Genomic DNA, 22745 nt, shown 5'->3' on the forward strand with positions numbered 1-22745 from the left:
GAGCAAGAGGAGTCCTTGTGTCGTTTGCAGAACTATTTCCCATTCAATTTCTCTCAGGCGCGGAGTGGCAGGCAATTATTCCCCTGCTCATCATGAGTCTGAGTTCCGTCCTGGCTCTTTTATTTTCGCCCTTGCATGACAAAGGCCGATTGGTTTCCTTCACGACGCTCACGGCCGGTTCGGTGCTCGCGCTTCTGGCCCTCGTCTTCATGGTGCCGGATGCCCCAGTCCCAGTCCTTGGTGGCATTTTGATCATCGACCGTTTGAGTCAGATCTTCTCGGCCCTGACCGTATCGGCTGGTCTTGCGGCTGCCTTCATGACGCTTGGTTATGACCAGCGCGAGAAAATTCACGCCGAAGTCTATTCCCTCATCGCCTTCGCTGTCGCCGGCATGATGATCCTCGTCAGCACGCGCGATCTGATGGTTCTTTTCATCGGCCTCGAACTCATGTCTTTGGCTGTTTATGTCCTCGTCTCGATGCGCCGTCAGGCGGCAATGGCCGCGGAAGCGGGTTTGAAATACTTCCTGCTGGGTGGCGTGGCCAGCGCGATTCTGCTCTATGGGGTCTCGCTGCTTTATGGCAGCACCGGCAGTTTGAAGTTTGATGTCATCGGTCAGGGTCTCAGCCGCCTCTGGCAAACAGGAACACCGATGCTGCCTGTCGCAGGCCTTGTGATGGTGGCCATTGGCTTTCTCTTTAAGGTCGGCGCGGTTCCCTTCCATGTCTGGATTCCCGATGTTTACACCGGCGCGTCAACCCCTGTGACGGGCTTTATGATTTCCGGCGTGAAGGCCGCTGCGATCGGAGCCTTGCTTCGTTTCAGCGCCGATGTCTTCGCTCTGCCGGGACTTCTGATGGTGGGTGGAAGCTTTTATTGGATACTGTGGGCCATCATCGCCTTCACGCTTCTTTTCGGTGCGCTCGTCGGTCTGCGGCAAAGCAGTCTGAAGCGTATGCTCGCATACTCCACGATCGCGCACACGGGATATGTGCTGCTGGGCTTCCTGGCTTTGATCGTCGGACAGAAAGAGGGCGCGGCGGATGCGATCGTATCCTACACGCTCTTTTATGTGGTGATGAACCTGGGCGGCTTTGCTGTACTGACTCTTCTGAGTCCTGAAGGCAGTGATGAACCTTCGCTGCAGGATCTTGCCGGACTGGGCCAGCGACGTCCGTACCTCGCGTTCGCTCTGAGTCTTTTCCTTCTCAGCATGGCCGGCATTCCGCCGACAGCTGGGTTCTTTGGAAAGTACTATCTTTTCATGAGTGCGATGTCCGCTGGCGAGCTGGGTCTGACCATTCTCGCGGTGCTGGGTTCGGTGATTTCCGCAGCCTTCTATCTGCGCCCTCTCGTTTACATGTACATGCGTCCCGCCGATGAAACCTCCGTCAGCGAACCGCGCTGGTTCGGAAGTTCGGCGGTTGTTGGCCTTGCAGCTGTGCTGACCCTTGTCATGGGATTGATCCCCAGCTGGTTTTCGAGTCTGATGAAGTAAGAATCAAGAACAGGCATTAAAAAAAGAAAGCCTGACTCTTCGCGGAGCCAGGCTTTTTCTCTTGGTGTCGATCCTTTTTCTCGGTCAGGAAATGGCGTCTTTCAGGGGCAAATAAGGTAATACGATTTGCAAGGCCTTAGGCAAGACCCACCCGATGGCGACCAGAACTCCGAACGGCATAAATAGTACCGCGAGTCCTGCCACCAGCACCGAAGCGCGCACGCGCTTGGACATGACCATGGCGATCATACCGCTAACAAGAAGTGCTAACAGGCAAAGTTCAAGCATAATGGACCTCTAATGGTTCCCTGTTTGACCGGCGTCAAAGTCTATATCGGAACTTCTTGGGAAAACTTGAGCGAAGCCCGAAAAAATCCATGATATGCATGGGATGCCCAACAGTATTGGCCACTTGGACAATTTCATTTAAGCGGAAAATGGGCGGAACGCCTGGGAAGGAAAAAATAGAAAAAGCCTCGATTCCGAGGAATCGAAGCCTGTCTTCTCTAAAAGAAATAGCCAAAGCACGGAAAGATCTTAGATTGCATCTTTCACGGGTGAGAACAATTTGATGGCTTTCCCGACTCCGACGAGGACGCCGAAGGGCAGAAACATCACCAGCATACCAGCGAACATAATAGGACGGGCCAAACGATTGATAAGTCTCAGGGCGTGTCCACGCATGGTTTACCTCTAGATGATGTTTGTGCTGCGAACCTCTTATGAAACGTATCGGAGTTTTTAGGGAAAACTTGAAAGAGCCCGTATTATTGTATTAAATACAAATACTTGCGCGATTTCGAAAATCCTGATCGAAAACTTGCCCCTTTTAGTTGGTCCGGGTCCATATTTCAATAATCTTGCCCGACGCCAGGGTGCTGTTGTCGATGTCCATCACGATCTGATCATTGGTGTAGCTCGTGATCAATGACGAATAGTAGCCAGTGAATTTTACGACGAGAGCCCCATCCCCCAAAGGAATCAGCTTGCTGAAACTGGAAAAGCTCTCGGCCGCTGCGAACGTTCGCAAAAGACAGGAATGTCCTGTCGTGACGGTAATATTATCGAGCGCGGTGACGACGATGGTCCCCGTTCTCGGATTTTCGGGATTGATGCCGGCCGGCGTATCGCTATAGGAGCAGCGGCTTTGCCAGGTTCCGGGAAGGACGGAGGCCAGGGGCAAGGGATTCCGTTCCGACGAACCAATGGTCACGGTTCCAAGATCGCTGGTCTTCCCAGCGGTGACGCTCACGCTGACGTCTTTGATATAAAATCCCTTGGTCACGCGGATGTTGTAGGTCCCGGCCGGCACGAAAAGGAGGCTGAAGCTTCCATCATCACCCGTCCGTACAAAGAAGGGCTTGCCGGGAATAAAGATATCCGCGCCGGCGAGCGAAACCGTGGCATCCGCAAAAGCAAGAGTGCCGGTGATCGCGGTCACCTCTTTCAGCTTTGATGTGCCTGTTTCCAGTTTGCCGTCCGTGCCGACGTCATCTTCCGTAAGATCAAGTTTGCGCCTGACGCCCAGCGCGCGGCCGGTGCCATCATCGGGAACCTTCACCTGAAGGGTATAGCTGAAATCATCCGCTGTCGCGGGATCACCATCCGCCGTCAGACCTGTGGCAACGGAAAAGCTGGAATCAATTATCAAAGCCCCCGCCGCGACGTTGACACTGAAAGTTCCCGTGCTGTCCGTCGTTCCCTGCGCGACCGTTACACCATCATTTCGAATCAGCTCAACGTCTTTATTCTGCAGCACGGCTGTATTCGCAGGATCCTCGCCATTGGTCACATTGCCGGAAATAATCAACGACTGGGTGGGCAGCAGTCCGGCCTCACTGCCTGCCGCTAGCGTGTTGTAGACGACTTTGTCCGCAGGCTGATCCGAACATCCATGCATATTAATAAGCATGACACATGAAAGCAGCCTCCAGATTTTCATCCCGACCTCACTTTTGTAAATTGTTCTGAGTCTTGAGCTTTCAGTTTAGGTTTTCCCTGTAGCCCTGACAAGGCCGGCAGTGGTCCGTTTTATGCTTCCCATTCCTCGCCATTAGGAGGGCTCGCTCATGAAACTTTATATCTATGACCTCGCATTAAGACCGGATTATCATGACGTTTCGACTTGGGATGACAAGGTGCAGGAGGTCTTCGCCCAGCATGGTGAATTCCTGAATCGCGCTGTTCAGCATGGACGGGTGATGTTTGTGGGGCGCACGGATACGCAGCCCCAGGACAATTACGGGCTCGTGGTGTTTGAAGCGGATAATCAGGCTGATGCCGAGGAATTCATGAATCAGGACCCGGCGATTGCCCGCGGTGTGATGATGGGGCGGGCGTTCCCCTTTAAAATCCTGCGCGTGACCGATCAGGCCCGCAAGTGGCAGGCCTGGTAAGCAAAAAGTTAAAGCCATTCCGCACGGCAGAGGAGGCGGTGAATGCGCTGCATTTCCTCCTGCCCCGGAGGCCGCACCATGAAAGGCACCCGACGCCAGCGCGGATCGTCCTTGGCAATGGCCGGGGGATCGACGGCCAGGAAATAGGCGCCTTTTAATTTGGGCGTGCAGCTCAAAAAGACTTGAGTCAGAGGATACTCCTGACTCCAGCCCTGCATGCGGGCGTTGATCTCTTCAAAAAAAATCTGCGACTGCCGCAGACGTATGCGCGAACCGAGACGCGACTTGCCCTTATCCTGCAGATAGGTGAGCTGCGCGCGGCCCTGAGTTTTCCGTACCATATATTTTTGAATCTGCTTCGACGCGATAATCTCATCGGCCCGCGCCACGGCCACGGAAGCCCGCCCCGCCTGGATCAGCATGATTCCATAATAAGCGGGATCATCCACGGCGTCCTGCAGCTCCTGGCGATTCTTCCAGCCCGCACGCCTCAGAATCAAAGGCAGGCGACACATCCGATCCCCATGGATAAGGCAGTCCTCGTCGATCCGCGCCGTGTCCGCGACCGTATCAAACCAGTCGACGAATTCCGCGTAGGAAAGATAGCGTGAACGTTCCATATCAATTCACCACAAACTGTCGATTCACGAGTTTAAAATACATCCCGTCACGATCATTCATCAGCTGCTGGTGATCACCGCTCTGCACGATGCGCCCGCTTTGAATGACGAGCACGCGATCCGCATTCCTCACGGTGGAAAGCCGGTGCGCAATCACCACCGTGGTCCGGGATGTCATCAGCACATCGAGCGCCTCCTGGACAAGGTGCTCGCTTTCCGCATCCAGGGCGCTGGTGGCTTCATCCAAAATCAGCACCCGCGGGTCTTTCAGCATGGCCCTTGCGATGGCCACCCTTTGCCTTTGCCCGCCGGACAGCTGAATCCCGCGTTCCCCGACTATGGTTTCATAGCCCTGAGGAAAGCCTTGAATAAACTCATGCGCATGCGCCGCGCGTGCGGCTGCCTCCACCTCGGCATCCGTGGCTTCGGCTTTTCCGTAGCGGATATTCGCGGCGATCGAGGCGCTCAGAAGCACAGGATCCTGCGACACCACACCGATCTGCTGCCGCAGCCAATCGCCATCCAGCTCACGAATATCACGAGCATCCAAACACACGCGGCCTTGGGTGGGATCATAGAAACGGCAGATTAAACTCGCAATCGTCGACTTGCCGCTCCCGGATGGCCCCACCAGAGCCACGACTTCACCGGGCCTTATCACAAGGTCGAGATCCTGCAGCACCACCACATCCGGCCGCGAGGGATAGCTGAAATGAACCCTTTCGAAAGCCACAAGCCCTTCCACGCGCGGGAGAGTGTCCCCGCCTCGCAAGGGGATGGTCGGTGTGCGATCGAGTATATCAAACACCCGCCGCGCGGCTCCGCTGGCGGACATGAAATCGGTCCAAAGCGATCCCAGAGTCCCGACGGAAACGGCAACGGTCATCGCATAGAGAATGAAGCTCGTCAGGTCCCCGACGGTCATCTCGCCATCAACGACCAGCCGTCCGCCGTACCACAGAACGCCTGCAATCGCAGCGTAACCTAAAAGACCGGCAATGATCGTAATCACCGAAATACTGCGAATGCGCTTCCGCGCCAGCCCATAGGATTTTTGCACAGCCCCCGCATAGCGCTGCACTTCGGTGCTTTCCTTGGCAAAGGCGCGCACGGTTCTGACGCCCGAGATCGTTTCTTCGGCAATCGTCCCCGTTTCCGCCAGGGCATCCTGCACATCGCGCGAGATTTTGCGTATTTTCCGCCCAAACAAAGCCGTCCCGATCGCAATCGGCGGCACGCAGGCGAACAGGCCAAAGGCCAGCACGGGCGAGGTATAAACCAAAAGCACAAGGCCCCCCACCGCCGCCCCGAGATTGCGCATGGAAAGGGAAATGTTCACGCTCACCGCGTTCTGTAAAACCGTGGCATCGGACGAGAGCCGGCTCATCAGTTCACCCGTGCGTCGCGTATCGAAGAAGGCGATATCCTGCTCCATGATCGCCTTGTAAACCTGCTCCCGCAATCGGGCGACGATCTTTTCCCCGGCCGTCGTGAAAAGGTAATAGCGTATCCCTCCGGCCACGGCCTGCACACAGAAAACCACCAGCATCATCAGGGCCGCTCGATCAATCGCCGACCGCTGTCCCGACCCCAGGGCCTCGTCAATGATCACCTTCACGGCCTGGGGATAGATCAAGAGCATCCCGCTGCCCAGGATCAAAAAAATCAAACCGAGGCCAAGCCGCCCCCGTTCCGGCAGGGCCAGCTGCAAAAGACGTTTGAGTCCGGGATTATTGACGGATGTAGTCTGCACGGAGGGCCCTTCCACTGTGTCCATCCGCCTCTATCGGCGATGGGCGAAGGCCAGTATCAGCTGAAGGGGAGGGGCGTGGGAAGGAAAAAAACGCAAGGCTGCTGGACCCTGGATTCAGACGCAAAAAAGCCCTTGCGGGAAACAAGGGCAAGCTCATTCTTATTTTTTCTTCGCCTTCTTCTTCGCAGGCTTGGCGGCTTTTTTCTTCGCAGGTTTGGCTGCTTTCTTCTTCGCAGGTTTGGCCGCTTTTTTCTTCACCGGCTTTTTCGCAGCCGCTTTGGTGGCCTTCTTCCTGGCCGGCTTGGCCGCTTTTTTCTTCGCAGGTTTGGCTGGTTTTTTCGCAGCCGCTTTCTTCTTCACGGCCTTCTTTTTACCTGCAGGCTTCTTCGCTGCTTTCTTACCGGCAGACTTGCCCGCTTTCTTTTTCGACTTCTTCACTGGGGACGCGCCAGATTTTGTCTCCGGAGCGATAGCAGCTTCGTGTTCCACCGCAATCAGAGCCTCATCAATCGCGGTCAGAAGAGATTGGACTTCCTGATCAAGACTGACAGGATCATCAATCTCGTTCAGATCATCCAGGATCAGGCGCAGCGACTGATGAAACTTGCTGTCGATGCGGGCCCAGATTTCTTCCAGATCTTCACTGCGGGCATAGGCCGCAAATATTTCTTTCAGAGGTTCAGCCAATCGCGGATCGGAACGGATGACTGATGTAACGAGAGCAGGAAAATTATGAGGTTCGAAATCCATCATGGCCTCCGAGGCGAATGAACATTGATCGACAGCTTATGGTATGACACTTTGCAGGCGAGTCGGAACAATTTCTTTGCATCTCCCCTGAGATTCTCTCAGGAGAGCGCCGCGAAATCTATTGAAAATATGCGAAATTACAAATACTTATGATCATGCGCTGCGTGGCAGGGTAAACTTCAGAACTTCATTCAAGCAGGGCTGAATCAGGCGGACACCCTGGATCTTCATGCGCAGAATCCAATCCGCCGCCTCGGGCTGCGGGGCCTCCCGCACATGCGGCGCAACAAATCGAGCCCAGGCAAGAAAGGGAACGCTCTCGCCGCGCATGACTTTCTCCAGATCGATGCGCACGACACAGGACTCGCGTCCCTCATAGAGTGGGTGGAAACCGGAATAGGGCAAAACTTCGCCGGCAAAACGGACGTAAATCGGAGCCAGGGCATGAACGCAGTACCCCAGGAGCACGCGGCCCCCGCGCTGAAAGGCGGCCCAGGCGCATTCGGCCAAAAGAAGGGTCAAAAGATGACCGCGACGAAAATCAGGATGGGTACAAACCCGCGAAATCTCCACGCGGCCAGGACCCAGGATCATCCCGTCGGGCAGTGGCGTTAGCACGGCGCAGATTTCCGAGCGTTCGCGCCGGCCATTCAGAAAGAGAAGACGACCCGCCGCCACGATCTGGCCGCGCAGGATCAGGCGAATATGCAGAGCAACGCCATCAAAACGATCACGGCATTTCTCGATGTTATTAGTATGCAGAAGACGGCCATCGGCCTGGGCGGCCCGTAGCCTAAGCTGCAGAATATCAGTCGTCAGCTGCGGCGTGACCTCGACCCTGACTTCATCCAAAACATAAGGCGCCGGCAGGCCCTGTTCGTGAAACCAGCGGAAACCAATACGACCCGAATGTTGCTGCCAGAGCGTCTGCGCGATCCGATGTCTCTGCCACTGCGTAAGGGTTGCTTTCATGGTTGGCTCCTTCATGGGACCGTCCCCAGTCATGCGCCTGGGAATTCTGCATAAGGCTTGCCAGCCCTGGCCTTGGAAAATACCCGGCAGTTCTCAAAATTTAAGTCCGGGACCCCCTGCCCATGCTTCGTTTCTCGACAGGCATGGCCTTAAAATTGGACTACCTTCTGGAAAGTTTTGTCCCTATGAATGGACTAGCCGCCCGCGGCAAGAGCCTTCGCATAACGGAAATAATCGTCCGTAACAGGCGGATTTCCTCGGATTTTCAGGCTCTCACAAGTCGGAAACCCAGGATCCCGATTTTGGTTGTATGTTGCAGGAGGTTTGTCATGCGCCCGGCTCAAGCTCTGATCATCAATCCCAAAACCCTGACCCCCGAAAAGCGGGATAGTCTCCTTGTGGCCCAGAGCTATCTGCGGTCCACTTTCCGGAAGGTTTTGGTCGAAGATGGTTCCGTCGATATCATAGAGGAACCACTGTTTGTCGAAGATCCGCATATATTCGCGACCTGGTCCACCCAGTCCTGTCTTCTGGGAGCCGGTCTTAAAATTGGAGCGCGTCTGCAATTTGATACCGAGGAGGGTCGCGCGCTGCAGACCATGCTGCGGAAAATGCCCGCGGATTCCAGCGACGAACAGATGGTGGTGCAGATGCAGGAAACTACGGATCTGATTCTGCTCGATCTGCAGCGTCACTGCCAGGCGGCAGGCCTGATCACCGGGATTAGCCAGGCTTCCCTTTCGAAGGCCTTCAGCAAGAGCCAAAGACCGTCCTATCAACTGCGCGGCGGAGCGATTGATACCTGGCAGCTTCGCATCAACGATCTGGTGTTCTACTGCACCACGCATGTGATCTTCGATGACGGTCTCGACCTTGTGCTCCTGAGTCAGAAGCTCGCCGCGTCCAGCCGCTGAAGCTGAGCGCTCACCGCCGCGATCTTATCCGCAGCGACTCCCTGTTGGACAAGGAAGGCCCGCATGGCCCCGGCAAGGTCCGGGACCTCTTCGGGCCACGCCCCGAGCATCTGCTTGAACGCATAGGCTAAAAGCTTCGGATGCCGATATTCCCTGATTCCCAGTTCATTGGAACGATCGAAATCCGCGGCGATGGTTTTCCACGGCACACCCAGTGTCGCTTCCAGTATCGCGCTCATGACCCCGGTGCGGTCCGTGCCGAGGCGGCAATGAATCAGATAAGGACCGGGATGCGTGGCCATGAAGTCAAAGACCTGCTGCAGGGCATAGGCATAGGCGGGACTTTGGGGTGAAAAATAGGAATCCTCATAGCTGGTGATGTGCAGAAGGACTTTGCCCTCCGCCACCAGACGCGCATAGTAAGCCGGCACTTCTGGGCCGACGACATCGGCCGTATGATCGGCAAGGTTGATGACGGCGTTGATGCCTTTGTGTTCCATCAGTTTCTGAACGGCCTGCAAACGATCCGCTTCCGATTTCAAAGCGCTACGGCTCGGGATGAAGGGATGATAGGATCGAAAGAGCATGCCCGGCGCCAGGTCTCCGCCGCCCAGCTCACGAAAATTGCTGAGCTGCTCGTCACTCGCATACTGATCTTTGACCACGGACGCCTGCTGATCCCGCCAGGCAATCGACGCGGGATCATCCCCGGGAAAGAGCACCACGAAGTTGCCGGTGAATTGATAGCCCGGAGCTTCCGTTTCCGCCCCGATCCACTGCGTATCATTCACAACGAACTTATATTCCGGCTGACCGCTGTTGCCGGGTATATCATAATCACTGCGAGGACGCGTGACGCGCCATACTCCATCCGGTCCCTTTTGCAAAGGCCAGGAGGATTTCATCCATGACGTAAAAGATCCACGCAGCACGACACTGCGCACGTTCTGAAGTCCGTATTTAGTCGGATTAAAACCGATCGTCATCCCATCTTCGGCCCAAGCTGCGCCTGCAGTGAGCCAGAGCATCAGCACACAGATCCATGAACGCATCATAATCTTTTCTCCCAGGGGTTGTGAGCCTTGTCAGGCGGCCTCATGATGCCGAAGCTGGGCAGGGCTCGCAAGATTAATGTAAAATGGCGCTGCAGGGAGGTAGCTATGATGGATTTGCTCAGCCAGGTGGATGAATACTGCGAACGCACGGACTTTCACCTTCTGGCCGAACCCTTGAATTTATTCAGTAACCTTTTCTTTTGGGTGGCGGCGCTCCTGGCGATTCGCGAGATCCGGCGGCGTGCGATTTCACGCAAAGGCTATCTCTGGGGCCTTGTGCTGCTTGTTTTCATGGTGGGACTTGGTTCGGGACTCTTTCATAGTCTGGCGACGCGCTGGGCCAAAATCTGCGATGTGAGCTTCATCGGTGTCTATGTCGTCTGCTTTCTGTGGGGCTGGGCCCGCCATGTCATCCGCATTTCGCTGCGCGACAGCCTCAAGCTGATGGGACTCTTCGCGGTGGTGTCGGCGTTTTTTTATCTCATCTTTCTGAAGCTGCCGGTGAATGGATCGCAGGGTTATTTCGGAGTGGCCTTTTTCCTGTTCCTTTTGGGTCTTCAGCAGAAGGTTCAGATGTCGGGAGCCCGAACACTGACCTGGGCTTCACTGGCCTTTGTGGCTTCGCTGATCTTTCGGACCTGGGATGAGGAACTCTGTGCACTCTGGCCGTATGGAACTCACTTTCTGTGGCATAGCGGCAACGCACTGGTCTGCTATCTGACGCTCAGGGGCATCAGCGAGGAATGGGAGTGGCAGGAGGGAGGCCACCGCGGGCCCGAGAGCCCGCGGTAAAAAAGGTGCTTAGGCGCGGCAGCTGCAGCCAGCGGATTCCTGGTACTGCTTCTGACCGATTGTATACTGAGTGCAGATCGCAGCGTCCTGGATCCAGCCCCAGCCATTCACGGGATTGGAACCGGCGGTGCAGGCCGGATAGCCTTCCTTGCCGCTGGGATCATTGTAGGTTGGCAGCACGCAGCGATAGCCCTGGGGATCTGTGCCCAGGTTGCTGCTGTCTACAGCTGTTCCCCGTGGACAGATGCTGACGCAGCTGGAGGCCCGCAGACCGCGCGCCAGATTCTGCTGGCAGCTGACCTGCTGCTTCATCGCCAGACCTTCGGGACTATAGATCCACTCATTATTGAGTTTCACTTTGATAGGGAAGGTGAAGGAATCATCTTCCGCGACCTGATCGAAGAGAGTCAGGGGCGCGGCCTGCCAGACCATAGTGCCCTGGAATCCAGCCTGGTTCGCATAACGATACATGCGCGACAGGTAGTAAGGACGATCGCGGCGATAGTCATCGGGTTTGCCGTCGTAGCCCTGCTCGCTGAAGCCGGTTTCTTCCATGATGATGGGCTTGCCGTTCTTCGCGGCAATCGCGCCACGATCCTTGATCACGCAGCGATCAAACCAGTCAAGGTCCGAGGTGGGAACCGCCCAGTTATCGGGGTAAAGGTGCGTGGTCATGAACGAGACGTAAGGCAGAGCCGCGTTACGCGCGAAATCCACGCCTTTCATACCGTTATTGATCCAGCTGTGCTTGTTCATGCACTCGGGATCCTGATGCGAGGTGCGGTAGCCTTCCTCGCCGGTCGTGATCAGGTGATTGCTGTCCACGCTGCGGACATACTGGGACATTTCATTGAGCCAGTTATAAACGAGTTCACCGGCTTTATAGTTCGCGGGATTTTCAGCCGCGCAGCCGTTATAGGTTTTGTTGCCGACATCGGTACGCAGGCACTCATAGTAATCCGAGGTGTGCGCTTCGTTGGTCAGTTCGATCGCGAAAATGCCGGGATCGTCGCGGTAGCTGAGGCCCGTATAGGGGTTGGTACGGGTCAGGAAATTCCAGACGTGATTTTTGAAGGCCGTCTTCACCGTCTCGTCTGAATAGAAGTATTCCTTCGTCACCACCGCTTCCACGGGATTGTCAGGACGATTCAGCGCCGCACAGTCGCTGGCGTTATAGGTGAGCTTCAGAACATGGTGACTGCGTTTTTCCACGCAGGAATAGGTCATGTTCTTCTGGGCAGGAGTCGCGCGCTTGGCAAGGGTTTGCTCGACCCACCATTCCATGCCGCAGTACTCGTGCTCAAAATTCACGAGGGGCAGGATTACGCGGATTCCGTGTTGACCGGCAGCGGCGATCGTATAATCGAGCTGCTGAATGCCGTCCATATTCAGCGACAGGTCTTTATTTATGAAGGGCGGGGTGACATTGCTGCCTTTGGAACCTTCGCAGGCAAAACCCCAGAGGCGGATGACCTTGAAGCCTTCCGCGGCGTAGTTTTCCATCACCTTATCGATCTGAGGATAGGTGACGCGACCGTTTTTATATTCCTTGACGACATTTCCTTGGAAAGCTTCCGACATCGCCAGTCGATAAAAGTTACTGCCGACAAAATAGAATGGATTGCCGTCCACCTGGAAACGACCGTTGCTCACCTGCACAAAACTTTGCACGGCGGCCCTTGGTTTTTCCATAGTCTGGGACTCAGGCTGCTGGCTGCTGCAGCCCATGCTGCTCATTAAACAAAGGAACAGAGTTCCAAGAAACATCCGCATGGATTTTCTCCTTCATAATTGTCATAAGACCCATCGCAACCAAGGAGATACTTGATTTTTTTAGCGAGCGATAGTCAATTTCGTTGAGGGTTTATGAAAGGTGAAATTGCTGGTTTTATCCTGTAAAATCCATGCATTAATGCATTTGTTAACAATTACAACAAACTAGCTTTATGAATTAATGCAGACCGATAGGGATGACGCGGCCTCTGTCGCGAGGCGGGGACGCGATTGTTTTGCGGGAACACGCGATCAAGTATCCCGAAACGGACTCTTCCGATCCAGTTCCTCGATCGCAGCCTGAATCATCTGACGTTCTTCCTGGATAAAGCGTTCAATCGGCTCGCGCAAATTGGGATCCATGATGCGGTGCGCGCTGCGGGTCAAGCTGGGGCGGAAGCCTCGCTGGATTTTATGCTCGCCCTGCGCGCCGGCCTCAAAGAGTTCCAGGCGTCTTTGAATCGCGAACTCGATCGTCTGGTAATAGCAAAGCTCAAAGTGAAGATCCTGATAGGTCTCAAGGCTCCCCCAATAACGACCAAAGAGCGTTCTGCCTTTGAAAAAATTCAAAGCCCCCGCGATCGGCTGCTCCCCGCGACTGGCCAGGACGAAGAGGATGCGATCGGGCATCGCTGTGAAAACCTGCTCAAAAAAACCCGCCGAAAGATAGGGAATCGCATCCTTCTTCTCGGCCGTGGTCAGATAAAGCTGCTCCATCAACGCACCATGCTCAGGCTTCAGATCCGCACCTGTCAGCAGCTGAATGCTGAGCCCATGACTCGCGACCCGCTGGCGTTCCCTTTGAATATCCCGCCGTCTTTTCCCCACAAAGCTGTCGAGATAATCCTGGAAATCACGGTAAGCCTGATTCCGCCAGTGATACTGAAGGGAATGACGAATGGTGAAACCCTGCTCCTGAAACGCGAGGCATTCCTCGTCAGGAATGAAGAGCGCATGATCCGATGACAGCTGACCCTTTACCGCCAGCTGCAGGGAAAACTGAATCAGCCGGTCGCGCAGCTGCCGCGCATCGGCCCCTGGCCTCACCAGAATCCGGGGCCCTGTCGCGGGAGTGAAAGGCGCGGCATGCAGAAGCTTCGGATAATAAGGCCGATGAAAGCGTTGAAAAAAACGCGCCCACTCCCAATCGAAGATATATTCCCCATAGCTGTGCGACTTCACGTAACCGCAGAGTACGCCCGCCAAACCCTGCGCATCCCAGGCCTGCAGATAAATGGGATCCCAGCCCGAGCTTCCGCCGATGCTGCCGCTGTCTTCCAAGGCCTTCAGAAAAGGGTAATCAAAGAAAGGAAAGTCAGGCGCCTCCAATCCCTTCCAGGTGGTGGCGCCGATATCTTCAATGGACGAGCTGAGTTTGTAATCCATGTGCGTTCCCCTTGGTCGGGCTCATTCTATACTGAGCCCACGCGGGAAACAAAGCGGCTTTGCGACCGGGCAATCACGACTGGAGGAGGTTCAGTCCACCAGCAGATCGTATTTGGCTTCCAGAATGCTGTTCTGAAGAAGGACGATGTCGTCGAGTATGCTCTTCATCTTCGCCTCGTTCTCCCGCTTCTGGACCGCGTCGCGGCTGTGAGTGATCTTGGCCAGAGTGAGAAAGGCCAGGAAATTCAGTTGCGTGAGCTTCAGAACATCCTGCCGCGTGGACCGTTCGCGCAGTCCGTTGCGCACTTCATTCAAGAACTGTTCGCGCGTCACGGGTTTGCCTAGAAAAGCAAAGGCACCCATGTTCAGCATGCTGATGATGTCCGCCCGATCGGAATAACCGGACGCGAAAATCACGGGAATATCCGGAGATTTTTTGCGGACGTGAGCCAGGAGCTCCATGCCGTTCATATTCGGCATGCGCAGGTCAAAGATCATGAGGTCCGGGACGTCTTTTTCCAGGATCGCCACCGCCTCGCGCCCATCAAGGGCCCGCAGCGTGCGGATCGGCATGCCTTCCAGGTAGCTTTCGTAAAGATCGAGGATATCCTTTTCATCATCCACGAGCAGCACCGTGACCATGCTTGTCTCGGGCGTGAGCGCGGCAGGATCGTCTTCAAAAAAACCAAAGGCTGGAGCGGTCCTGACCTTCGGCGGCTGGCCTACGGAATAAACCGAGAGTTTGCTGACCGTGGCGCTGGTATCCCATTCCACGGCATAATCAACCTGCAGAGCGTCCAGCCAGTCCTTCAGGACATCATTGGCTTCAAACATGAGGTTCATGATCGCGTCATCGACCCCGAGCGTGCCGGCGCGTATCTGGGCCAGGAGTCCCTCGAATTGATGGGCAAAGCGCGTGAAGCTATCAAAGCCCACGATGGAACCGCTGCCTTTGACCGTATGTATCATCCGAAAAATGCGGTCGATGAGATCCTTGTTCCCCTTGTCCCGTTCGAGCTGCACGAAACAGATTTCGGCATCAGCAAGCAGTTCCCTGGCTTCCTGAACATAATCAGCACGCAACTTGTCATCGAATTCGCTCTGACTGGGCATACGTCCTCTCAAGGCTGTCGATCCCCTTATTGTAACACGGTGGAACACTCAAAAAAATAGCAGCGGCGCTGGCTCCTGCCTTGCCTTATGATGGACAGCAAAGAGAGACGAAGAGAGGGGGCTCTGGCGTGAAAAAGATCGTACTGACAGGTGGGCCGGGCGCGGGCAAGACGGCGGTCCTGGAGTTAGCGAAACGGCAATTTTCAGGGCAATTTGCCATTATTCCGGAGTCGGCCAGCGTGGTGTTCGGAGGCGGATTCTGGAGGCATCACACGCTTCCTGGACGCAGGGCCGCACAGCGTGCCATCTATCATGTCCAGCGGGAATTTGAAACCATGCTGGACGAGGAAGGTCTCGCGCAGGTCGCGCTCTGTGATCGCGGAACAGTGGACGGGGCTGCTTATTGGCCGGATGGTTTCGATGGCTTCTTTAAAGAACTCGGCACCACGCGCGCCCTGGAGTATGCGCGCTATGCCGCCGTCATTCATCTGCGCACACCGGCGAGCGAACAGGGCTATAACGCGCAAAATCCCTTGCGAACCGAAAGCGCGCTGGAAGCTCAGGCGATCGATCAAAGAATCCACGAGCTCTGGTCCGGGCATCCGCGTGTGACCATTATCAATAGCACGGACGATTTTTTGGTGAAGGCCAACCGGGCCCTGGCTGCGATTCAAAAGGAATTGATGGGACTTTCAGGCGGCAAATAAAAAAGGGGAGTTGAGATCTCCCCTTCTTCAGGACGGCCGCGTCTGCGTGAATTCATACAGACCGGAGTCGCTTTTTCATCGGAATCTAGCGCGACTTCGCGTAAACCGGAGCCGCTTCCCAGCCGCAGCTCTGACCTTTGTTCTGCTCTTTCAGCCAGCTTTGCAGCGGAGCAAAGTAGTCGATCATCGCCGATGCATCCATCTTGTTCGTGCCCGTGATCTGAGCCAGGGCTTCCGGCCAGGGCTTGGATGCGCCGAGTTCCAGCATCTTCTGCAGTTTTTCACCGGCAGCCTTGTTGCCATAAATCGAGCAGGTGTTCAGAGGACCTTTATGCCCAGCCGCATCGCAGAGCGCGCGGTGGAATTGGAACTGCAGAACATCAGCCAGGAAGTAACGCATGTAGGGCGTGTTGCCGGGAACATGATACTTCGCGCCGGGATCGAAGGCATCGGCAGGACGCGGAGCCGGAGGCACGACGCCCTGATATTTCAGGCGCAGATCCCACCAGTGCTTGTTCCAATCCTTCGCAGCGACTTTGCCCGAGAACACATCCCAGCGCCATTTATCGACGAGCAGACCCCAGGGCAGGAACGCGACCTTATCCAAGGCTCTTTGCATCTGTGAATTGATGATGGCTTTCTGATTGTCAGCGGTCGTTTCCAGAAGTCCCACTTTTTTCAGGTAATCAGGCGTCATCGACAAGGCGATCGCGTCGCCGATGGCTTCGTGGAAACCATCGTTGGCGCCCGATTGATAGAGCATGGGCTTGTCGTAGTAATAAAGGTAGTAATAGTTGTGACCCAGCTCGTGATGAACGGTGATCAGATCCTCCTGATTGATCTTGATGCACATCTTGATGCGCGCATCGCCGTTATACTCGGGATCCCAGGCACTGGCGTGACAGACGACGTCCTTGCCTTCCGGCTTCACGAACATCGAACGTTCCCAGAAAGTCTTGGGCAAAGGCTTCAGACCGATCGAGGTGAAGAAGGATTCGGCCAGCTTCACCATTTTTTCCGGCGTATACTTCTGCTTCTGCAGCGCCGGCGTCACGTCCACTTCGGGCTGGCCCTTGTAAGGCTGCAGATCGGGATAAATGTAGTTCCAATCCTGGGCCCACATATTGCCGACGAGGTGCGCGGGCAGGCCGCCTTTTTTCGGAACCAGGGTATTGCCGTAGCGGGTGTTCAGCTTCTGCCGCGCATAGCAATGAAGATCCTTGTAAAGGGGCTCGACCTGAGTCCAAAGACGGTCGACTTCCTTTTCAAATTCCGCCGGCGACATATCATAGCCCGAGCGCCACTGGTCACCCATATCCGCAAAGCCGATGCTGCGTGCACCTTCGTTGCCGAGTTCGACAAAGCGTTCATAGAGCGGACGAATCTTCTGGCCCATCGTATTGTGCCAGCCAGCCCAGGCTTCCTGCAGTTCCTTGTTATTTTTGCTCGACGCGATCACATCTTCCAGAGCGCCAAGGTCCTTGCAGTTCTTGCCCTGCTTATCACAGACCTTGCCCTTGCCGTATTCGGCGTCCATGGTCGTCGTCACGCGCGCCAGCTCTTCGGCCTTGGCCTTGTCCGTAGGCGCCACGAGGCTGGCGCTGGTGCGGAGCAGTTGAATCTGGCGACGGGTATCGGCATCCAGCTTATCGAGGATCGGCAGAAAACGGGCGGATTCCTGGATGGCTTTGGTGGAATAGCTCAGATATTCCGCATTGGCCACGGCCGCCGCGGCTTCAGTTTCCGCGGTAATATTGGTTTGCTTGGCCCAATCGGCTTTCGATTGAGTGACGAGCAGGCGGCGCAGATCCTTATCGACCTGAGCCACAAAGGCTTTGGCTTCTTCCACAGTCGCCGGTTTGGACGCAGCGGGAGTTTCCCCTGCCGCATAGAGCAGACTGCTGAGGCCAAGGCCGAGAGTCAGTCCGAGACCGCTGATGGAATGTTTCATAGGAATTCCTTCTACGCAATTTTGACGCTTAAAAAGCTACATTATGGGCTGACAGACGCTGCAAGCTAGCAAGAGCAGCTGACGCTGTCCAGTCTGAAGGCTTGGCTGGCTGAAAGGCCCTGAGGCCCTGGTTTACACTCAATTCCGCAGCCGAAATGTGGTATCATGGCTAGGAAGCTGGACAGGAGTAACGGCTATGAACGCATTGGCAAGGTTCGCAGGTTTTTTGCTCCGGCTCATGGGCTGGCAGGTCGTGGGTCAGCTGCCGGCGCAGAAAAAATTCATTGTCATTGTAGCTCCGCATACATCCAACTGGGACTTTTTCGTGGGACTGGCCCTCGGCCTTCACTGGAAGGCGATGAAGAAGACGATCTGGTTCGGCAAGCATACGATCTTTGTCGGTCCTGTGGGGCGCCTTCTGAAAAAACTGGGCGGCATTCCCATCGACCGTTCGCATCCGCATCGGGTGGTGGGGCAGACCATCGAGGCCATGAAAAAAAGGGACGAGCTGATCCTCGCCCTGGCGCCCGAGGGCACGCGCAAGTGGACCGATCACTGGAAGAGCGGTTTTTATCTGATCGCCCTGAAGAGCAAACTACCCGTGGCTTTGGCTTTCATTGATTATAAAAATAAGCGCGTGGGGCTCGGCCCTCTGGTGCAGTTCACAGGCCAGGTGGAAGCGGACTGGGATCTTCTGCGGCAGTTCTATAAAAAAGAGTGGGCGCGTTATCCCGCTGACTTCAGTGAAATACGCGCCAAGCGGCATTAAAGGAATTCGATGTCGTCCTCTTCCTCGGCCGGGACGGCTTCGGTGAGCGTCGTCAGTTTCTGCCGCGCTTCCTGGCCGGTGATTTCATACTGAGCCGATACGAGGACCTGCAGCTGGGGATTCGACACGCGGAAGACCAGCGTTTGACTGCTCCAGTTCACATCTTCGAAAAAGATTTCGCTGAAGCCTTCCAGATCGAGCGGGATGCTCTGACCCAGCTCCAATTTCAAATGCGCGATATTCCGCTTCAGGCGGCCGCCGAGGACGTTGCAGAGTTCTTTCATGAAGTCGATCGCGACCTTGTCCGAGACTTCATTCCAGTTCTTATGCTGGCGCACGGCGGCGAGTCGCTTGGCCTCTTCCAGATGAAAATGGATCTTCAGAAACATGCGCATCTGGGCGTTGCTGAGGAGCATGATGACCATATGCTCGGCGAAGGCCAGATCCTTTTTGGGAATCGGGGCGATGTTCAGCTTTTCCGAAGGAACCTGCTTCTGAAAGAACTCAGAGAGCATGCCGGAGATCGAATTTTCAAGGTTCTGATGGATGGGGTCAGCGTGCATGGGTCCCTCAGGCTTTATAGGAGATGAAAATCATCGCGACATCATCCTCGACTTCTGTACCTTCCCAGCTCTGCTTCATGAGTTCCAGGCAGCCGTTCTTCAGCTGATGGATATCACCCTTCATATCAACAATCATCTGCCTGATGACTTTTTCCTTGATGACCTGGCCGTTTCTGTCCTTGTTTTCCAAAAGACCGTCGGTATAAAGAACGATCGTATCGCCGGGCTGCAGGTTGAATTCATAGACATCGAAACGCGGATCCGGGCTGAAGCCCAGGATATCCCCGCCGCCTTTGATGCGCGACAGCTGACCCTGCTTCGCCTGATAGAGGAAGGGCAGGCGGTGACCGGCATTCAGAAAGCAGGTCTTGCCAGTGCCGATTTCAACCGAGATGAAAAACATGGTCATCGAAAGCCGCGCATCGGCTTTCAGGATCATGCTGTTGGCCGCCGAGGCCAGGAGCATCAAACGCTGCGATTGCGTATAGGACGCGAAGAGCTTTTCCTGATCATGGAAGAGCTGCTCCGTGGAATAGATCGCGCCATAGACGACGCCCGTGAGCAGGGCTGATGAAAGACCATGGCCGGTCACATCCCCGACGTAGACGTTAAAAATGTCGTCTGGCTCGTCATAGTGATAGCCAAACCAGTCGCCGCTCGTTTCCGCAGCCGGGACGAAGATGGATTCGAGCTTGACGGCCGGCGGCAGCGTGCTGTCGGGCAGAAGGGTTTCCTGGATGATTTTGGCTTTCTTGATCTCGTCTTCGATCTTCTGCTTTTCCGAATTGATCGCTTCCATCTTCTTATAGGCGTGATCCAGCTCCGTGGTGTCGGTGCCTTTGATCAGGAACAGGGGGATTTTGATGTGGCTATCGATCATCCGGGTGATCTGCCAGTAGATCTTGATCTCATCGCTCATGTCCTGATTCGAGAAGCTCGCGTTCTCAAAGGGGACCTTGTTCAGGATCTCGCTGAATCTGCGCGTCACGCGGCCTTCCGTCAGCTCGTCGATGGTGCGGCCGAGGATATCGGTCTTGGAGCGATTGAAAAACGTCATCCCATGCTGATTCAGGCGGTAGATGCGGCCAGCCTGGTCGGTGATGATGATGATGTCGGGCTGATTGTCGATGATGTTGCGGGAAAAGTATAAAGACGTTTCAAGAACCCTTATGATTTCATGGGTCGCAATGAGATCATGGTTGGTTTCTTTCATCCCGCGAGACTCCAACGGAAGTGGGACATATTCCTGTTAATTCTAACAGGTTTCCTGTCCGCCCGCTAAACTTCTGCCGGAAAAGCCTTCGGGCGCGGAAGGAGCCATCGCGGTCATTTCTGGAAAAAAGACTTCAAAAACCGTTTTTATTCAGGGCTTGTAACGTCGCTCTTCATCCAGGGTGTCCCACTTGAAAATCTTGAAAAGATAAGCGAGCGCTGGAAATATGCAGAGGGAGCCCACCACGAGAGCACCGACCAGCACACGCAAGGTCGCGGCCGGTGCCGCTGCTTCGTAAAAGCTGAGCGCGCGATGGTACGAGTCGGGCGCATAGTAAAGGGCGGTCGGATACTGGGCCATGAACCAGGACAGGATGATCGAGGCCACGAGCATGACGCTGAATGCGCGCGCCCAGGTCGTCCAGATCGAGCGATTGAGGCTGATCCACACCAAAGGCACAAGCAGGATGGCCAAAGCGAAGAAGCCGAGGCTCATCGGGTGCTGCAGTATCATCTGTAAGAGCGGTCGTCCCATGAATTCCGCCATGATCAAAGGCAAAGGCGCGATCAGAGAGGTGACGACCAAAGCGATCTTGGCCTTGCGACGCAGGATGCGGGTGAGTTCGATTTCATCCGCCTCGCCCACCAAAAAGATGGTGGCCAGCATCGTGCAGAAACTGGCGGTAAAAAGCCCGAGACTGATACAGAAGGGATTGAGCCAGGGATCCAAAAAGAGTTCCGCATAGGTCTTGGCTTCGGGATTGATCAAACCCGCCACCGACGAGCCGCCCAAAACACCCAGGAAAAAAGCCGTCCAAAGGCTGGAATAGGCGAAGATTCGTGTATACGTTCGCCGGTACGTGCGCGCCGTATCATAGTAGCGAAAGGTGAAGGCGCAGCCGCGCGCCACGATTCCGACGAGCACCGCCATGAGCGGCAGATGCAGATAGGTGCTGCCCTCGGTATAGACGCGGGGAAAACCCATGAATACGATCACGACCGCCAGGATCAGCCAGACGTGATTGGCCTCCCAGACCGGAGCCATCGCGTGGGTGATCAAAGCCCGCTCGTCTTCGCGCGTATCCTTGCTTAAAAAAAGTTCCATGATGCCGCCGCCCAGGTCGGCGCCACCAAAGAGCACATAAAAAAGAATGGCAAGCCCCAGAAAAATGAGAACGACATCCACCATGCTCATGCCGACACCTCCTTATCCTGGGTCTGACCGAGATCCTGCTGCAGCGTCGTGATCTGGCGGCGAACGAGCTGATAGACGACCAAGCTGAGCGCGAGATAAATCACGAGGTAAAGAATAAGCGTAAAGATGATGCCCGGCCTTGGGGTCAAAGCATCGGCCGTTTTCAGATAGCCGTATATCACCCACGGCTGCCGTCCCACCTCGGTGACCACCCAGCCTGCCTCGATCGCAATCAGACCGAGGGGGGACATGGCCACCAGAGCCTTGAGCCAAAGCGGTTTAAGAAAATTCTGCGGCTTTTTCCAAAGCCAGAAAAGACCCACAATCCCGACCAGGGCCATAAGCGTTCCAATACCGACCATGATCTGAAAGGCGATATGCGTGACCACGACCGGCGGCCAGAGCTCCCGCGGAAAATCATTCAGACCCTTCACCTCGGCATTGAAATCGCCAAAGGCGAGAAAGCTGAGGGCTTTGGGTAGGGGCAGCGCATAATCCGTGCGCCGCTCTTCCACATTGGGAAGGCCGCCGATCAAAAGCGGGGCCCCTTTTTCCGTCTCAAAATGCCCTTCCATGGCCGCGAGTTTAATCGGCTGGCGCACAGCCACGCTTTTCGCAGCAAGGTCACCGCTGATGGGTTGAATGATCGCGGCCACCGCGCCCACCATAAAGGCGATCTTCATCGCCTCATGGTGCACAGGATGTTTGAGCTTGAGGTAAAGCAGCGCGTGCACGCCGGCAAAGGCAAAACCAACCGCCTGAAACGAGGCGATGATCATATGCACGCCCTGTCCCAAAGCCGCTTCATTGAACATGGCCGCCCAGGGATCTATATTGATCGGATGGCCATTATTCCAGTCAAAACCCGCCGGGCTATTCATCCAGCCATTGGCGCAGATCACAAAAAATCCCGAGGCCACACCGGAAAGACCCACCATCACCCCGCTGAGCCAGTGGCTGCGCTCGGGCAATTTTTTCCAGCCGTAAAGAAAGATGCCGATGAAAATCGCTTCCAGGAAAAAGGCCGCGCCTTCCCAGGAAAAGGGCATGCCGATGATAGGCCCGGCATGAATCATAAAGCCCGGCCACAGAAGGCCCAGTTCAAACGACAAAGCGGTTCCCGATACGGCCCCAACCGCGAAAAAAATCGCCACGGTCTTCGACCAGGCCTTGGTCAGGACGCGGAATTCGGGCCTTCGCGTTTTCAGATAACGATGGTGAGCGATGGACATGAGAAAGGGCATGGCAATGCCGACGGCTGCGAACACGATGTGGAAACCAAGACTCAGAGCCATCTGAGTCCTTGCCGCGAGAAGATCGGTCAT

Annotated in this window: 22 protein-coding genes; 6 read left to right on the forward strand and 16 right to left on the reverse strand. The window is 55.4% G+C overall.

Translation table 11 applies throughout. The features are described 5' to 3' along the window. Positions 1-17: 17 nt before the first annotated feature. Entirely contained in the window at positions 18-1499 is a 1482-nt protein-coding gene (locus tag VFO10_RS08370; RefSeq protein WP_325138970.1) for an NADH-quinone oxidoreductase subunit N, read from the forward strand. Between the two features lie 84 nt (positions 1500-1583). Here VFO10_RS08370 and VFO10_RS08375 read toward each other — a convergent pair whose 3' ends face one another. The 3 genes from VFO10_RS08375 to VFO10_RS08385 all read right to left on the reverse strand — a co-directional run bounded on the left by VFO10_RS08375 (position 1584) and on the right by VFO10_RS08385 (position 3441). Then, positions 1584-1787 (reverse strand): hypothetical protein, encoded by a 204-nt coding sequence (locus VFO10_RS08375; protein WP_325138972.1) that lies wholly within the window; start codon positions 1785-1787, stop codon positions 1584-1586. 249 nt (positions 1788-2036) lie between these two features. Further along, complete coding sequence (locus VFO10_RS08380; RefSeq protein WP_325138974.1) at positions 2037-2183, reverse strand: hypothetical protein; 147 nt, start codon at positions 2181-2183, stop codon at positions 2037-2039. A 145-nt stretch (positions 2184-2328) separates the two neighbouring features. Beyond that, positions 2329-3441 (reverse strand): hypothetical protein, encoded by a 1113-nt coding sequence (locus VFO10_RS08385; RefSeq protein ID WP_325138975.1) that lies wholly within the window; start codon positions 3439-3441, stop codon positions 2329-2331. A gap of 127 nt (positions 3442-3568) precedes the next feature. Between VFO10_RS08385 and VFO10_RS08390 the strand changes: the two genes are divergently transcribed. Further along, the gene (locus VFO10_RS08390) at positions 3569-3895 is read left to right on the forward strand and encodes a YciI family protein (RefSeq protein ID WP_325138977.1); all 327 of its coding nucleotides are present in this window, start codon (positions 3569-3571) and stop codon (positions 3893-3895) included. An 8-nt stretch (positions 3896-3903) separates the two neighbouring features. On the opposite strand, the gene VFO10_RS08395 is transcribed toward VFO10_RS08390, so the two are convergent. The 4 genes from VFO10_RS08395 to VFO10_RS08410 all read right to left on the reverse strand — a co-directional run bounded on the left by VFO10_RS08395 (position 3904) and on the right by VFO10_RS08410 (position 7990). Continuing rightward, complete coding sequence (locus tag VFO10_RS08395; RefSeq protein ID WP_325138979.1) at positions 3904-4515, reverse strand: hypothetical protein; 612 nt, start codon at positions 4513-4515, stop codon at positions 3904-3906. Position 4516: 1 nt separating this feature from the next. Further along, a complete protein-coding gene (locus VFO10_RS08400) occupies positions 4517-6292 on the reverse strand; it encodes an ABC transporter ATP-binding protein (RefSeq protein WP_414697018.1) in 1776 nt (591 codons plus the stop codon). A gap of 135 nt (positions 6293-6427) precedes the next feature. Then, a complete protein-coding gene (locus VFO10_RS08405; protein ID WP_325138983.1) occupies positions 6428-7018 on the reverse strand; it encodes a hypothetical protein in 591 nt (196 codons plus the stop codon). A 153-nt stretch (positions 7019-7171) separates the two neighbouring features. Beyond that, positions 7172-7990, reverse strand: coding sequence for a GNAT family N-acyltransferase (locus VFO10_RS08410; protein WP_325138985.1), 819 nt, complete (start codon positions 7988-7990; stop codon positions 7172-7174). Positions 7991-8319: 329 nt separating this feature from the next. Here VFO10_RS08410 and VFO10_RS08415 point away from each other — a divergent pair, with 329 nt between their 5' ends. After that, positions 8320-8904 (forward strand): hypothetical protein, encoded by a 585-nt coding sequence (locus tag VFO10_RS08415; RefSeq protein WP_325138987.1) that lies wholly within the window; start codon positions 8320-8322, stop codon positions 8902-8904. Here VFO10_RS08415 and VFO10_RS08420 read toward each other — a convergent pair. Next, entirely contained in the window at positions 8877-9959 is a 1083-nt protein-coding gene (locus VFO10_RS08420) for a tyrosine-protein phosphatase (protein ID WP_325138988.1), read from the reverse strand. The genes VFO10_RS08415 and VFO10_RS08420 overlap by 28 nt on opposite strands. Before the next feature lie 105 nt (positions 9960-10064). On the opposite strand from VFO10_RS08420, the gene VFO10_RS08425 reads away from it, so the two are divergent. Continuing rightward, a complete protein-coding gene (locus VFO10_RS08425) occupies positions 10065-10751 on the forward strand; it encodes a ceramidase domain-containing protein (RefSeq protein ID WP_325138990.1) in 687 nt (228 codons plus the stop codon). 9 nt (positions 10752-10760) lie between these two features. Here VFO10_RS08425 and VFO10_RS08430 read toward each other — a convergent pair whose 3' ends face one another. The 3 genes from VFO10_RS08430 to VFO10_RS08440 form a co-directional block, all read right to left on the reverse strand. Further along, a complete protein-coding gene (locus VFO10_RS08430; RefSeq protein ID WP_325138992.1) occupies positions 10761-12524 on the reverse strand; it encodes a hypothetical protein in 1764 nt (587 codons plus the stop codon). A 252-nt stretch (positions 12525-12776) separates the two neighbouring features. Continuing rightward, a complete protein-coding gene (locus VFO10_RS08435; protein WP_325138994.1) occupies positions 12777-13910 on the reverse strand; it encodes a GNAT family N-acetyltransferase in 1134 nt (377 codons plus the stop codon). 90 nt (positions 13911-14000) lie between these two features. Then, positions 14001-15023, reverse strand: coding sequence for a response regulator (locus VFO10_RS08440; protein ID WP_325138996.1), 1023 nt, complete (start codon positions 15021-15023; stop codon positions 14001-14003). A 128-nt stretch (positions 15024-15151) separates the two neighbouring features. Here VFO10_RS08440 and VFO10_RS08445 point away from each other — a divergent pair, with 128 nt between their 5' ends. Further along, complete coding sequence (locus VFO10_RS08445; protein WP_325138998.1) at positions 15152-15730, forward strand: ATP-binding protein; 579 nt, start codon at positions 15152-15154, stop codon at positions 15728-15730. Positions 15731-15815: 85 nt separating this feature from the next. On the opposite strand, the gene VFO10_RS08450 is transcribed toward VFO10_RS08445, so the two are convergent. After that, entirely contained in the window at positions 15816-17681 is a 1866-nt protein-coding gene (locus tag VFO10_RS08450) for a M2 family metallopeptidase (protein WP_325139000.1), read from the reverse strand. A gap of 196 nt (positions 17682-17877) precedes the next feature. On the opposite strand from VFO10_RS08450, the gene VFO10_RS08455 reads away from it, so the two are divergent. Continuing rightward, positions 17878-18450 (forward strand): 1-acyl-sn-glycerol-3-phosphate acyltransferase, encoded by a 573-nt coding sequence (locus VFO10_RS08455; protein ID WP_325139002.1) that lies wholly within the window; start codon positions 17878-17880, stop codon positions 18448-18450. Here VFO10_RS08455 and VFO10_RS08460 read toward each other — a convergent pair. The 4 genes from VFO10_RS08460 to VFO10_RS08475 all read right to left on the reverse strand — a co-directional run bounded on the left by VFO10_RS08460 (position 18447) and on the right by VFO10_RS08475 (position 22745). Further along, the gene (locus tag VFO10_RS08460) at positions 18447-19013 is read right to left on the reverse strand and encodes a hypothetical protein (protein ID WP_325139004.1); all 567 of its coding nucleotides are present in this window, start codon (positions 19011-19013) and stop codon (positions 18447-18449) included. The genes VFO10_RS08455 and VFO10_RS08460 overlap by 4 nt on opposite strands. A 7-nt stretch (positions 19014-19020) precedes the next feature. Further along, positions 19021-20226: a SpoIIE family protein phosphatase gene (locus tag VFO10_RS08465; protein ID WP_325139006.1), complete on the reverse strand. Its 1206-nt coding sequence runs from the start codon at positions 20224-20226 to the stop codon at positions 19021-19023. A gap of 150 nt (positions 20227-20376) precedes the next feature. Beyond that, a complete protein-coding gene (locus tag VFO10_RS08470; RefSeq protein WP_325139008.1) occupies positions 20377-21420 on the reverse strand; it encodes a cytochrome d ubiquinol oxidase subunit II in 1044 nt (347 codons plus the stop codon). Next, entirely contained in the window at positions 21417-22745 is a 1329-nt protein-coding gene (locus tag VFO10_RS08475) for a cytochrome ubiquinol oxidase subunit I (protein ID WP_325139010.1), read from the reverse strand. The genes VFO10_RS08470 and VFO10_RS08475 overlap by 4 nt, the downstream gene beginning before the upstream one ends.

It is taken from the genome of Oligoflexus sp. (genome assembly GCF_035712445.1).
Lineage (GTDB): Bacteria > Bdellovibrionota_B > Oligoflexia > Oligoflexales > Oligoflexaceae > Oligoflexus.

Excerpts from the sequence above, each read along its gene's own strand:
- VFO10_RS08375 (WP_325138972.1), bottom strand. The coding sequence starts at position 1,787 with ATGCTTGAACTTTGCCTGTTAGCACTTCTTGTTAGCGGTATGATCGCC.
- VFO10_RS08380 (WP_325138974.1), bottom strand. The coding sequence starts at position 2,183 with ATGCGTGGACACGCCCTGAGACTTATCAATCGTTTGGCCCGTCCTATT.
- VFO10_RS08385 (WP_325138975.1), bottom strand. The coding sequence starts at position 3,441 with ATGAAAATCTGGAGGCTGCTTTCATGTGTCATGCTTATTAATATGCAT.
- VFO10_RS08390 (WP_325138977.1), top strand. The coding sequence starts at position 3,569 with ATGAAACTTTATATCTATGACCTCGCATTAAGACCGGATTATCATGAC.
- VFO10_RS08395 (WP_325138979.1), bottom strand. The coding sequence starts at position 4,515 with ATGGAACGTTCACGCTATCTTTCCTACGCGGAATTCGTCGACTGGTTT.
- VFO10_RS08400 (WP_414697018.1), bottom strand. The coding sequence starts at position 6,292 with ATGGACACAGTGGAAGGGCCCTCCGTGCAGACTACATCCGTCAATAAT.
- VFO10_RS08405 (WP_325138983.1), bottom strand. The coding sequence starts at position 7,018 with ATGGATTTCGAACCTCATAATTTTCCTGCTCTCGTTACATCAGTCATC.
- VFO10_RS08410 (WP_325138985.1), bottom strand. The coding sequence starts at position 7,990 with ATGAAAGCAACCCTTACGCAGTGGCAGAGACATCGGATCGCGCAGACG.
- VFO10_RS08415 (WP_325138987.1), top strand. The coding sequence starts at position 8,320 with ATGCGCCCGGCTCAAGCTCTGATCATCAATCCCAAAACCCTGACCCCC.
- VFO10_RS08420 (WP_325138988.1), bottom strand. The coding sequence starts at position 9,959 with ATGATGCGTTCATGGATCTGTGTGCTGATGCTCTGGCTCACTGCAGGC.
- VFO10_RS08425 (WP_325138990.1), top strand. The coding sequence starts at position 10,065 with ATGATGGATTTGCTCAGCCAGGTGGATGAATACTGCGAACGCACGGAC.
- VFO10_RS08430 (WP_325138992.1), bottom strand. The coding sequence starts at position 12,524 with ATGCGGATGTTTCTTGGAACTCTGTTCCTTTGTTTAATGAGCAGCATG.
- VFO10_RS08435 (WP_325138994.1), bottom strand. The coding sequence starts at position 13,910 with ATGGATTACAAACTCAGCTCGTCCATTGAAGATATCGGCGCCACCACC.
- VFO10_RS08440 (WP_325138996.1), bottom strand. The coding sequence starts at position 15,023 with ATGCCCAGTCAGAGCGAATTCGATGACAAGTTGCGTGCTGATTATGTT.
- VFO10_RS08450 (WP_325139000.1), bottom strand. The coding sequence starts at position 17,681 with ATGAAACATTCCATCAGCGGTCTCGGACTGACTCTCGGCCTTGGCCTC.
- VFO10_RS08455 (WP_325139002.1), top strand. The coding sequence starts at position 17,878 with ATGAACGCATTGGCAAGGTTCGCAGGTTTTTTGCTCCGGCTCATGGGC.
- VFO10_RS08460 (WP_325139004.1), bottom strand. The coding sequence starts at position 19,013 with ATGCACGCTGACCCCATCCATCAGAACCTTGAAAATTCGATCTCCGGC.
- VFO10_RS08465 (WP_325139006.1), bottom strand. The coding sequence starts at position 20,226 with ATGAAAGAAACCAACCATGATCTCATTGCGACCCATGAAATCATAAGG.
- VFO10_RS08470 (WP_325139008.1), bottom strand. The coding sequence starts at position 21,420 with ATGAGCATGGTGGATGTCGTTCTCATTTTTCTGGGGCTTGCCATTCTT.
- VFO10_RS08475 (WP_325139010.1), bottom strand. The coding sequence starts at position 22,745 with ATGACCGATCTTCTCGCGGCAAGGACTCAGATGGCTCTGAGTCTTGGT.